11 protein-coding genes are annotated in these 11,741 nt (G+C 49.5%); 6 read left to right on the forward strand and 5 right to left on the reverse strand.

The window, feature by feature from the left end; translation table 11 throughout:
* Window positions 1-313: FMN-dependent NADH-azoreductase (locus VIN66_RS10650; protein ID WP_331923973.1), on the reverse strand; the 313-nt coding region annotated here is incomplete at its 3' end.
* A gap of 137 nt (window positions 314-450) precedes the next feature.
* Here VIN66_RS10650 and VIN66_RS10655 point away from each other — a divergent pair.
* On the forward strand, window positions 451-1,302 hold the full coding sequence (locus tag VIN66_RS10655) for a LysR family transcriptional regulator (protein WP_331923974.1): 852 nt from the start codon (window positions 451-453) through the stop codon (window positions 1,300-1,302).
* A 15-nt stretch (window positions 1,303-1,317) separates the two neighbouring features.
* Here the strand turns inward: VIN66_RS10655 and VIN66_RS10660 are convergent, their stop codons facing one another.
* A complete protein-coding gene (locus VIN66_RS10660; protein ID WP_331923975.1) occupies window positions 1,318-1,917 on the reverse strand; it encodes a CGNR zinc finger domain-containing protein in 600 nt (199 codons plus the stop codon).
* 124 nt (window positions 1,918-2,041) lie between these two features.
* Here VIN66_RS10660 and VIN66_RS10665 point away from each other — a divergent pair, with 124 nt between their 5' ends.
* A complete protein-coding gene (locus tag VIN66_RS10665; RefSeq protein WP_331923976.1) occupies window positions 2,042-2,971 on the forward strand; it encodes an alpha/beta hydrolase in 930 nt (309 codons plus the stop codon).
* Between the two features lie 39 nt (window positions 2,972-3,010).
* Here VIN66_RS10665 and VIN66_RS10670 read toward each other — a convergent pair whose 3' ends face one another.
* Both VIN66_RS10670 and VIN66_RS10675 read right to left on the reverse strand, forming a co-directional pair.
* The gene (locus VIN66_RS10670) at window positions 3,011-5,542 is read right to left on the reverse strand and encodes an EAL domain-containing protein (protein WP_331923977.1); all 2,532 of its coding nucleotides are present in this window, start codon (window positions 5,540-5,542) and stop codon (window positions 3,011-3,013) included.
* A 96-nt stretch (window positions 5,543-5,638) separates the two neighbouring features.
* Window positions 5,639-6,691, reverse strand: a complete 1,053-nt coding sequence (locus tag VIN66_RS10675) for an aldo/keto reductase (RefSeq protein ID WP_331923978.1) — start codon at window positions 6,689-6,691, stop codon at window positions 5,639-5,641.
* Window positions 6,692-7,016: 325 nt separating this feature from the next.
* Between VIN66_RS10675 and VIN66_RS10680 the strand changes: the two genes are divergently transcribed.
* Complete coding sequence (locus tag VIN66_RS10680; protein WP_331923979.1) at window positions 7,017-7,469, forward strand: PA2169 family four-helix-bundle protein; 453 nt, start codon at window positions 7,017-7,019, stop codon at window positions 7,467-7,469.
* Between the two features lie 70 nt (window positions 7,470-7,539).
* On the opposite strand, the gene VIN66_RS10685 is transcribed toward VIN66_RS10680, so the two are convergent.
* Window positions 7,540-9,309 carry an N-acetylglutaminylglutamine amidotransferase gene (locus VIN66_RS10685; RefSeq protein WP_331923980.1) on the reverse strand — a complete coding sequence of 590 codons (1,770 nt, stop codon included), beginning with the start codon at window positions 9,307-9,309 and terminating at the stop codon, window positions 7,540-7,542.
* 221 nt (window positions 9,310-9,530) lie between these two features.
* Between VIN66_RS10685 and VIN66_RS10690 the strand changes: the two genes are divergently transcribed.
* From VIN66_RS10690 to VIN66_RS10700, 3 genes are all read left to right on the forward strand, one after another.
* Complete coding sequence (locus VIN66_RS10690) at window positions 9,531-10,484, forward strand: RimK family alpha-L-glutamate ligase (RefSeq protein WP_331923981.1); 954 nt, start codon at window positions 9,531-9,533, stop codon at window positions 10,482-10,484.
* Window positions 10,469-11,299: a class II glutamine amidotransferase gene (locus VIN66_RS10695; protein WP_331923982.1), complete on the forward strand. Its 831-nt coding sequence runs from the start codon at window positions 10,469-10,471 to the stop codon at window positions 11,297-11,299. Before VIN66_RS10690 ends, VIN66_RS10695 begins: the two co-directional genes overlap by 16 nt.
* Window positions 11,300-11,376: 77 nt before the next feature.
* Window positions 11,377-11,741: hypothetical protein (locus VIN66_RS10700; RefSeq protein ID WP_331923984.1), on the forward strand; the 365-nt coding region annotated here is incomplete at its 3' end.

An 11,741-nucleotide genomic window follows, 5' to 3' on the forward strand; every position in this document is an offset into this window, starting at 1 on the left:
TATACATCGGCGTAGAAATAACAATAATATCCGCAGCAGCAACTTCGGCAATCAACCTGTCTGACAGCGCTAAAATGTCGTGCTGAGCCGGGGTTCTTTTCTGCTCGGGTGTAAACACAGCGCCTATCCAGTCCTGGGTAATAAAAGCTGGTGGGTTTACCCCAACATCACGATAAATATACTCATCTGTAGGGCATGTTTCGCGCCAGGTGTTAATAAAACGCAGCGCGATATTCTTCGAAATAGAATTATGGTTGGGGTTCGGGTTAGTAATAGCTCTTACACTGGAATCTATATGCAATATAGTGCTCATCGGTAATACCTCTGTTAGTTGATAACGAGCGCTATCTTGTCGCTAACGATGTTTGATCACAAACGAGAAAAACACATTAACAGATGAGTTAAAATCATCTATATTGACACCAAACCGCGCAGATCAGGAGAGCACAATTGCAGGTATCGTTGCAGGCACTGAAAGCCTTTGAGGCGGCTGCACGCCGGGGGAGCTTTAAACTGGCGGCAGAAGAGCTGTCGCTTACCCCAACAGCGGTGTCGCATCACATCAGCAATCTGGAAAGCCGGTTAAATGTTAATCTGTTTCATCGGCAAACCAGACAGATAATACTGACCGAATCAGGCAAAATTCTGGCCCAGGCCACCTCTGACGGTTTTCGAAAAATTGAGCACGCCTTGGCAGAACTACAAACTGTCGGTAGCACGCTGAAGGTAACCACCACATCATCGTTCGCCGCTATGTTGCTGATCCCCGCCCTGCAGGAGTTCTCGCAAGCTTATCCAACTATTCAGGTTAACGTCGCAACAGGTGAAGCGGTCGATAACCACCCCTTTATCATCCCTATCCGCTATGGGGACGCAACAACTGTCGCGCCTGGCGATATCATCCGCCATGAGATATTCGATGTATTTGGCAAATACGGCACTAAGCCACCTTGCTGGTCGGCTGGCCCTGTTACCCTCTATACCACGGCATGGAAAAATACCGCCTTACCGCAGGCCCCGTTAACGGCATGGCTGGCAGCAAACGAAATAGATAGTGCGAACATTATTGTGAAAAAATTTGACCAGGAGCTGTTCGGTATACAGCAGGCGATGGCAGAAAACGCTTTGGTATTTTGCTCTACTACCCTGATCACGCGGCTGTTAAAAATGAATCTTTTACAGCAGTTTGGCACCCTGCCAGTTACGTCCGACTTATGTTACTACGTGCCTGATAAAGCAAGTTTTGATAGCAGAAATGCCCATATGTTTCTAAGCTGGGTCGACAAAGAGTTAAATGAGTAATGTCAGTAGCGCCCTTTAACTGCTGCTTCTTTTTCTGAACTGAGCCGCTTTGTAGCGGTTACCGCATAGCGCCATACTGCACCAGCGGCGTTTATGCGCTTTGGTACGATCATAAAACCATAAGATACAGTCCGGGTGTTCACATTGTTTCACCAGTGCCGCATCTCCCTCAACCAGCAGCTGCGCTATGGCTTCAGCCACGGGCCCAAGCAAAGATGCGATGGTTCCGCCACTGGCGACCCTGTTAAGTGCCAGCGTGTTGGTTTCTTTGTTGTACTGCAGGTGCAACACACTGTGATAAGCATGCAGATATTCATTCAGGCCGCTGATGTCCTGTACTGTACCCGACCTGAACTCGCTGATCAGACGATGCGCCAGCAAGCGCAGTGCTTTAGCCTGCGTCAGCAATTCCTCTGGCTTGAAAGCACCGCCACCGGCAGCAGGTGTAATATCGTATCTGGCCAGCCATTGCAGCACATCGTTGTCACTGTGCCAGTATTCCACCGTATTGCCGTTATCAACAGCTTGTGTATTTAGCAAATCCATTGCCAGGTGATCTCCCAGCATAGGTGCATCCCTCAGGTTGTTATCGCTTTTAATTGCACTGATCTGCATAAGTAACCCTTAAAAATATATTTGACAGGTTACCAAAGATCAGTAACACCGCAATCAAGTAACCTGTTAAAGCCAATTATACAGGTTACAAACTAAAATTCCAATCACTGTTTACGGAGTAACCATGAACACATCAAAATTACTTGCCGCATCAGCCCTGGCAGCTTCATTGTCAGTACACGCCGCGGATTATCCGCCAGCTGTGCATCATCACACGCTGGAGGTTCAGGGTGTTAAACTGTTTTACCGCGAAGCAGGCCCGGCCGAGGCGCCAACCGTATTACTGTTGCACGGCTTTGCAGCCTCCTCGTATATGTTCAGAGATCTGATGCCGCAACTGGCAACTAAGTTCCACGTTATTGCGCCGGACTTACCAGGCTTTGGTCAAACAACAGTAAAAAGCGGTAGCTTCAACTATACCTTTGATAACCTGTCGGCTGTTATCGATGCGTTTACTAAGGCCAAAGGCCTGAAACAATATGCGATTTACGTGTTTGACTATGGCGCACCGGTTGGTTGGCGCTTAGCGGTGAACAATCCGGATAAGATCAGCGCCATCGTAAGCCAGAATGGTAATGCGTATGAAGAGGGTTTAAGCGAAGGCTGGGCTGATATGCGTAAAGCCTGGGCAGAGCCAACAGCAGAAAACCGGGCTGCCCTTCGCCACTTCAACAGTGCCGAGATGATCAAATGGCAGTATATTGAAGGTGTAGCCGATACGTCACTTATCGCACCTGAACCTTATCAGCTGGCATACCAGGCCATAGAGCGCATTGGTGTAGGGCCACAAGTCGACTTGCTGGTTGATTATGGCCAGAATATTAAACAATACAGCCAGTTGCATGATTATTTTCGCCGCTACCAGCCACCAACGCTGTCAATTTGGGGAGATAAAGACCCGTTTTTTCTGCCCGCCGGCGCCCATGCTTTTAAACGCGATAACCCAAATGCAGAAGTACGCTTTGTTGACAGTGGTCACTTCGCTATCGAAACGCACGGCAATGATATAGCGCAGGCAATGCTGACGTTTTTACAGCAACACCTGAAGCCCTGACAGTCTGCACCGGCTGTGTACTGGCGGCCATTCACGCAACTAGCTGGTTGACTGTTGCTGCAGATACTGACGGATCCAGTGTTCAGTATCTGCAGCAGGTGCCGGCCTGGCGTACAGATAGCCCTGATAACAACGGCAGCCACTTTGGCGCAGTAAAGCTTGCTGGGCTGGTGTTTCAACGCCCTCTGCTACCAGTTTCATGCCGTAAGTGTTCGCAATACCGACGATAGCATCAACTATTACCCAGTCCCGTGGCTGGCCGGAGCTGCCACTGCGGACAAAGTACTGGTCAATTTTTACTTCATCAAACGGTAGCCGCGATAAATAAGATAATGATGAATAACCGGTACCAAAGTCATCCATCGAGAACTTTACGCCCAGCTGTTTAATTTGCTGCATCCGCGCGACTGCATCTTCTAAATCGGCCAGGATCAAACTCTCGGTTAGCTCAAGCATCAGGCATTGAGGTGAGAACTTATACTTTTCAATACATTGCTGCACAATGCTAACAAATTCTGGCAAATAGAACTGGCGGGCGCTGATATTGACTGACATCGTTACCGTCGCCAGCAGCGGGTCGGCTTGCCACTGCTGCAACTGCTGACAGGCCTGATGCAGCACCCAAAAGCCGATATCCTCAATCAGGCCGGTTTCCTCGGCCAGCGGGATAAACTCGGCCGGCGATACCATACCCAGCTCAGGGCAGTGCCAACGCAGTAAGGCCTCAACCCCCACCACTCTTCCAGTGTCGGTCAGCTGCGGTTGGTAATGCAGGCTCAGTTGGTTGTGCTCTACTGCTTTTGCCAGCGCGTTCTCCATTGCAAAGCGCTGCTGAATTTGCTGGTACATTTCGTCTTCAAACATCACCTGGCAATTGCCACCGGCAGCTTTGGCATGCGACACCGCTATATCGGCCCGCTTCAATAGTTCATCAGCGCTGACTGACGTATCGTTGAATACGCAATATCCCAGGCTGACGCTGCTACTGTAATAATGCCCGCTTATCGCATAAGGCTGCGCCAGAGCTTTGAGCAACTCATCTGCAAACTGCTGTAGCTGATGCTGGGTTAGCAGCAGCTGTGCCGGCAGGTCAATCACCAATAACGCAAATTCATCACTGCTAAGGCGGCCACAGATGCTGCCAGGTGGTGCAAACTGCTCCAGCCGCTGCGCAACCTGCTTTAACAGCTCGTCCCCGGCTTTATGGCCCTGGGTATCATTTATTCGTTTAAAATTATCAACATCAACCAGTATAACTGCCCCACTTTGCTTTCTGGCGTCAAACTGGGCGCATAAGTCCTGCAGGCTTTGCTGCACTTTACGTCTGTTATAAAGCCCGGTAAGGCTGTCGAAAAAAGCCAGTTGATGAATATGCTGCTCTGTGGCTTTACGCTGGGAAATATCAGTAATAAAACCGCTCCAGCGCACACCACTGGCATCGCGCTCTGGCATGGCATTACCAAACAACCAACGCACTTCATTCTGTTCAGTCAGTACCCGGTATTCCAGCTGCCAGGGTGATAAATGCTGAGCAGAGTGATAAATAGACTGCCGCATACTTTCTCTGTCATCCGGATGCAGTACCAGCAGCACCGGCATTGCATCAATACTTGCCTGCTCAGGACTGATGCGGTAAAGATCGCGGATAGCATCGCTGGCATAGGGAAAGGTAAAACTGCCATCGTCACCAAGACGAAACTCATAAACCAAGCCTGGCACACGCGAGGCGATGCGCTCTAACCGGATCGACAGTATTCTGGCCTGTTCGTTTGCCACATTGCTGCTGCGCTCTGCCGCCGTGATGCGCTGACGCATCATAACCGCGACGGTTGCCAGCATCAGAATGCCTACCGCAACAACCACTGCAAGTGTACCCAGCGTGTGTTTACTCATGACTACTGTATCGGGCGATGACAAACGGGCAGGCAAAAATACCGTCGCATGCATAGCAACATAATGCATACTGGCAATGGCCATTCCCATCACTATCGAGCTAATACATTCAAGCAGTGGTTTACTGACAACTTTATTGGTCAGCCAGGGTCGGATGCCCAGTGCCAGTGTGGCCATCACTACCGCAACCACGATAGACAGCCCGAACATAGCCGGGTTATACAGCCGCTCGGCTTGCAGCACCATGGCCGCCATGCCGATGTAATGCATGCAGCCAATGCCCGCGCCCATTAACACGCCGCCGGCAACAATACGCTTAACACTCTGGCCGGTAGAAGCGACAACCCGAAGCGTCACATAAGCCGCAGCAATGGCAGGCAACACTGACAACAGCGTCACATCCAGCCGGTAGCCCACTTCAACGGGCAACTGCAGTGACATCATGCCGGTAAAGTGCATGGCCCATACGCCCAGCCCCATCGCCACGGCACCACTGGCATGCCACAGCCGGGCAGATTGCGGTTTTTCTGCGCCACGCATCAGGTGGCGGTGACTGAAGCTGGTGTAAGCTGCCAGTATGGCGATTAACAGTGACAGGATCACCAGAGCCATTGCATGATGCCCGTGATAGGCCACAGACAAATCAGTAGTCGGATCGGTAAAAGCTAACAACGACATAACCAGGCTCATAAAGGTAACTGCAAGTTAGTATTGCGCAGCCTTGAGCACACCACAAGCAGGAAACTGCTAACAGTGCGCAAACTGAGACCAGCATCAAAACGGCATAGGGTACCGCCTTAAAAAGCTGGCAAGATCCTGCAATAAAGCATCAGGCAAAGGGGTAGCAAAGGCTGCGATATTCTGTTGTAACTGCTCCATGCTGGTCGCCCCGATAATAGTCGACGTAACCCCTTCTACCTGAGCCACCCAACCCAGCGCAGCGGTTACAGGCGAAACGCCATGGCTGTGTGCCAGTTCAGTGAAAACGGCAATAGCCTGATTTGACTCAGCTGTATCGCGAAACAGCCCATTACGTTGCAACATGCTCCAGCGTGTTCCGGTCGGGCGTGCACCAGCCAGATATTTGCCAGTCAACGCGCCCCCCGCCAGCGGTGACCAGGGCAGATATGCCACCTCTTCATGCACGCACTGCTCTATCAGATAAGGCCAGTCTTTGCTATGCAACACGCTGAACTCGTTTTGAATAGATACGATACGAGGTACTTGGTGCTCACGGCTTAACTGTAAATACTGACTTATACCCCAGGGTGTTTCATTCGACAAACCGCAATAGCGGATTTTACCCGCATCCACGCAGCGCTGCAGTGCCTCCAGCAAGCCCAGGATCTGCGCCGTTTGCTGTTCGCTGTCTACTGCAGAAAAGCCGATACGCCCGACAGCGTGTTTACCAAAATGCGGTGACACCCGGTTTGGCCAGTGCAGCTGATACAAATCGATATAATCGGTTTGTAAGCGGCTAAGCGAGTCATCTACTGCCTGCAATAACGCTTCAGGCGTCATTTCAGTGCCATTACGCACATGCGAAAGACCAGGGCCGGCCATTTTGGTGGCCAGTACGATGTCACTGCGTTTAGCACTGTGCCGGCTTAGCCAATTACCGATAATACGCTCCGTTGCACCGTATGTATCCGCTGACGGTGGTACCGCATACATTTCTGCGGTATCAATAAAGTTCACGCCCTGGGCCAATGCATAATCAAGCTGTGCATCGGCATCTGCCTGCGTATTCTGACAGCCCCAGGTCATAGTGCCCAGGCATACCTTTGATACATTGACAGGTGCAGATCCTAACCTGGCATATTGCATAACCACCTCCAGACAAACAATGTGCGTGCACCATAGCGAAATCAGTTCCGTCAGGCAACACAGCGGTAAAAATTACAGACATGTAAATGAAAATATGAAGTTACTGCAGTGTGCGTTGACAGCAAAGCACTGTACTTACCTGGCGGCACCACATAAAAAACCCTATTAAAACCATTTAAAATCATAAACATAAAAATAAAACCTAAAAACCAGCTTAGGCTGGCCCGTAAGCTGCAAACACTACTGATGTTCTGTCATGCGATAAAACACGCATGGCCTCTCATAGCGCCAAGGCGCTATAGCTTTTAAAACGGAGACTGACATTATGGCAAATCTACATACCCAAGAAGTAAAGCATGTTACTGATATTGTTCAGGTATTAAACAGTGGCATTGATTTTTACACTGACGCTAAAGAGAAAGTGGATGATAAACGTCTGGCTCAGTTTTTTGACCGCATGATTAATGCCCGTCGTATGGTAAAAGAGCGTTTACAGCCGTTTGCGGTGCAGGAAGAGGGAAAACGCGAGGAAGGCTCTGCCTTTACTGTTGAAGCACGAAAAGTGTATACCAAAGTAATGGGCGCAATGAGTTCAGATAAAGAAGCTACCTATATTGCTCAGCTCGAAGAAGTGGAAGACAAAACGCTTGAAGAGATCCGTATTGCACTGAAAGAAAAGCAGCCACCACAGTATGAATCAGCATTACTGCAATCCTTAGCGACGATGCAGGAGTGTCATGACGAAATGCGGGCGCTGAAAAAGGCAACCAAACACTAACAGATAACGGCCCCCAAACCGTTATGTTGCCACCAGCGTTGCCCCAAGGCTGGTGGCCTTTTTCTGCCTGCTATTCAATGTTGTGTTGTTGCAGCCACAGCTCCAGCAGCGTTACCTGCCACAATTTAGAGCCAAAACGCCCGGTGAATTTGTCCGGGGCAGCCAGCATCGTATCGATATAGTCAAGATTAAACAGCTGACGCTGACGGGCGGCTTTCTGGCTGAACACTTCTTTTGCCAGTTGCAGATACTCACCCTGCATTTTTCTCAGTGCCGGTACCGGAAAATAACCTTTGGGCCGGTCAATAACACTGGCAGGAATAACCTCTCTGGCCACCTGTTTTAACAGATATTTACCGCCATCGCGTAGTTTCAGCTGATGCGGGATCTTAAACGCCAGCTCAACCAATTCATGGTCCAGAAACGGTACCCTGGCTTCAAGCCCGAAGGCCATTGTCATGTTATCAACCCGTTTTAACGGGTCATCTACCAGCATGACGGCAGTATCAAGATGCAAGGCTTTATCGACAGGCAACTGCGCACCACAGTTAGCAAAGTACTGCTGTATATAGCTGAAAGAATAGTTACGTAAACAGTACTGCGGCGCCAACACCTGTGCCAGCTGCGATTCATCCCAGGAGAAATAAGCGTCGGCATAGCGCTGAGCGGTTTCATGTTCAGTCGCTTCTGTCATCGGCGGGTACCAGTGGTAACCGGCAAATACTTCATCTGCACCCTGGCCACTTTGCACCACTTTGACATGCTGGCTTACCGCCTGCGCCAACAGGTAAAAGCCAATTACATCGTGGCTGACCATAGGCTCAGACATCGCCTCGATACACGGCCGTAAGTGGCTTAGCAGGGTGTCGTGTCTGGCAAATATTTTGTTGTGCTGTGTATCATAGTGCCGGGCAATGATATCTGAATATTTAAACTCGTTGCCCTCCTCATCTGCCACATCGTCAAAACCAATCGAAAAAGTATGTAATTGTTTCTGCCCAAGCTCGCTTAGCATACCAACTAATAAAGACGAGTCGAGCCCGCCGGATAGTAGCACCCCCACCGGTACATCAGCCTCAAGCCGTCGTTTAGCACTGTCAAATAAGGCGGCTTTCAGCTCTTGCTGCCAATCAGCCTCGCTGCGTTTTTCACTGTAATCGGTATCAGTATGCAGCTGCCAGTAACAGCCTTGTTTAACATCACCCTCTGCACTCACTCTCATCCAGTGACCGGGCTGCAGTTTATAGACATTGGAAAACAGCGTATCTGCGCCAACAATAGCGCGAAACGCCATATACTGGTGTACGCCTGCCGGGTTCAGCTGCCGCGGCACCTCTGCACAGCGCAGCAAAGCAGGCAACGTAGAGGAAAACCACAGGCCGTTGCGGTTATGGTGATAATACAGTGGCTTGATCCCCAACCGATCGCGGGCAAAAAACATGCTGTTACTGTCGCGATGCCAGATTGCAAAAGCAAACATGCCATTAAAACGTGTCATGCACTGCTCTTGCCACTGGGCATAAGCTTTTAAAATAACTTCAGTGTCACTGCTAGAAAAAAAACGGTGGCCTAACTGTTCCAACTCAGCACGCAGCGCTTTGTAATTATAAATACAACCGTTAAATACTATGCTCAGGCCAAGAGTAGCATCATGCATCGGCTGAGCACCGGCCGCCGTTAAATCGATAACCTTTAATCGCTGATGACCAAAACACATATTGCCCTGTGCTAACACGCCCCAGCCATCAGGACCGCGCGGCGCCAATTTCTCCAACATTTTTTCAACATAAAGCGTTGATGCCTTACCGGCGAAACTGATCTCTCCTGCTATTCCACACATAACGTTCCTCTTGCATTCATTGCCCCTGGCTGCAACACCTATGGTGTCTGACAACCATGATTTTCCGGCACTTCACACACCTCCACCAGAGAAGATTATATTTTTCCGACCATGCCCGTAGCATTTAGTTTAGCCCGTCCAGGCTGATTACTCCGGGCCGCCACGATTAAACCCTATGCTACACTTAACGTATTTTCAACAAATGACAAGGTTGAAGCCACGTGAATATTTGTATTTTATCTACCGATCAGGTGATGGACGATCACCGCCTGCTGCAGGCTGCAAAAGCCAGAGGCCATACTGCGGAGCTTTACAACATCCGCGATATCAGCATGGTGCTATCGACTGAAAAGCCGATGATTTACTGGCGAGACAAAAACATCACCAAAGCGTTTGATGCCATTATTCCGCGGCTTAATGTCAACTTTACTGATTACGGCACTAACGTATTACAGCAGTTTATCTGCAGCCAGACCTATGTCAGCGAATCGCCTGCTGCACTGCGCCTGGGCCGGGATAAATTAAAATGTTTGCAGTATCTGCTGGCCAGAGGTTTGCCTTTCCCTGCTACCGGCATCGCGTACAACCCACAGGGTTTTCAGGAACTGGCAAATGTCATAGGTTTACCAATGATCATTAAATTGATTGAAAGCACTGAAGGCACCGGCATATTCCTGGTTAACAGCTTAAAAGAAATGGACAATATTGTTAAAACATTCAGCCAGTTAGGTGCATCCTACATTATTCAGCGTTTTGTTAAAGAAGCATCCGGTACAGACATCCGCGCTTTTGTGGTCGGCGGTAAAGTGGTAGCCAGTATGTGTCGCCGCTCGCAAGATGGCGACTTCAGATCAAACGTGTCTCTTGGCGGGCATTCTGAACCTTATCAGCTTAACGCTGACGAAGAAGAGATGGTGTTATCTGCCACAGCCTCTATCGGCATGAATGTAGCGGGTGTTGACTTTGTGCAATCAGATGAGGGGCCCTTGCTGCTGGAGATTAACGTGTCACCCGACTTTACCGGCGAGCAGGGTATTGAAAGCGTGACAGGCGTCGATATCGCAGCGGCAATTATCGATTTTGCTGCGTCGCAGGTGCACAGTTTTTACGAGCAACGTTACCCCAGCGCTAAGGTGCTGGAACTACAGCGAGGTATCTTATGTGTAGATGGATAGCCTATACCGGCAAACCAATTTATCTGGATACGCTGGTCACCAAACCGGATCACTCTCTGGTGGTGCAAAGCCGCCATAGTCAAATGAATTACACCAAAAGCGGGCAACTGCTAAGTACTAACGGTGATGGCTTCGGCATTGGCTGGTATGACAAACGCAAAGAGCCGGGATTATTCAAAGACGACCTGCCGGCCTGGCACAATACTAACCTGAATAATTTATGCCATCAGGTCAAAGCCCATACTTTTATGGCGCATATCCGCGCGACAACAACCGGCGATATTCAGCGCGCTAACTGCCATCCTTTTCGCTACAAAAACTGGCTGTTTCAGCATAACGGCCATGTCAGCCACTTTCCTAAAATCAGGCGTGAGCTGCAGCTAAGTATTGCGCCTGAATTATATCCACTGCTGCAGGGCACCACAGACAGCGAAACCTTTTTTTATCTGGCTATTACACTTGGGCTGTTGGACCAGCCTAAAGCCGCGATGCAAAAGATGGTTGAAACAGTGTTGCGGGCACTGCTGAAGGTCGATCAGGACGGCGTACTGAATCTGTCCTGTGCCATCTCTGACGGCAAGAAACTGTACACTGTCCGCTATTCACATAACGAAGCCCCGATGACACAGTTTGTGTCAACCGACACCGCCTGTATGGCAGAATTCGCAAAAGCCATACCCCGTATTCCGTCAGGCAGTACTGTCGTGGTGTCTGAGCCGCTGGATAATATCAGTAGCAAATGGCGTAAAATTGCCAACAACTCTTTTACAACCATCAGTAATAACAAGGTAGATAGCGAAACCTTTTTGCAGTAAACATCTGTGCAGGCTGGCACACAGGCAATCTTTTGTATCATAATCGCAAGCTTGATTTTCTACTGAAAGAGTATCGTATGACGATGTTACGTTTGTTAGCTATTGCCCTGGTGGTGTTTACTGTAGCAGCCTGCTCTGACAAGCCGGGCGACAGCCAGCTGAAGCAGTTATTACAACAGCAGTTTGACGCCAGGTATGAAGGACTGGTTGATATTAGCGCGGTAAAAAAACTTAACGGCTGGTCTGATAACGACAGCCATTATGCGGCAGAAGTCTCGTATAACGTCGAATTTAAACAGTCGTTTAAAGAGTACATGGACAAGCAAACCGCGAAACCTGGCAATCCACTGGAGAAAATGGCCAGTGGTATGGCAGCAGGCATGCTAAAACTGCAGTACGGTGATTTTAAAGCCGGCGAGCAGTATCAGGTAAAACAACAGAC

The sequence above is a fragment of the Rheinheimera sp. genome, assembly GCF_036568245.1.
Taxonomy (GTDB): Bacteria; Pseudomonadota; Gammaproteobacteria; order Enterobacterales; family Alteromonadaceae; genus Alishewanella.

Bases quoted from the DNA above. Each gene is read 5' to 3' on its own strand.
- VIN66_RS10660 (WP_331923975.1), bottom strand. From the start codon at position 1,917: ATGCAGATCAGTGCAATTAAAAGCGATAACAACCTGAGGGATGCACCT.
- VIN66_RS10665 (WP_331923976.1), top strand. From the start codon at position 2,042: ATGAACACATCAAAATTACTTGCCGCATCAGCCCTGGCAGCTTCATTG.
- VIN66_RS10670 (WP_331923977.1), bottom strand. From the start codon at position 5,542: ATGTCGTTGTTAGCTTTTACCGATCCGACTACTGATTTGTCTGTGGCC.
- VIN66_RS10675 (WP_331923978.1), bottom strand. From the start codon at position 6,691: ATGCAATATGCCAGGTTAGGATCTGCACCTGTCAATGTATCAAAGGTA.
- VIN66_RS10680 (WP_331923979.1), top strand. From the start codon at position 7,017: ATGGCAAATCTACATACCCAAGAAGTAAAGCATGTTACTGATATTGTT.
- VIN66_RS10685 (WP_331923980.1), bottom strand. From the start codon at position 9,309: ATGTGTGGAATAGCAGGAGAGATCAGTTTCGCCGGTAAGGCATCAACG.
- VIN66_RS10695 (WP_331923982.1), top strand. From the start codon at position 10,469: ATGTGTAGATGGATAGCCTATACCGGCAAACCAATTTATCTGGATACG.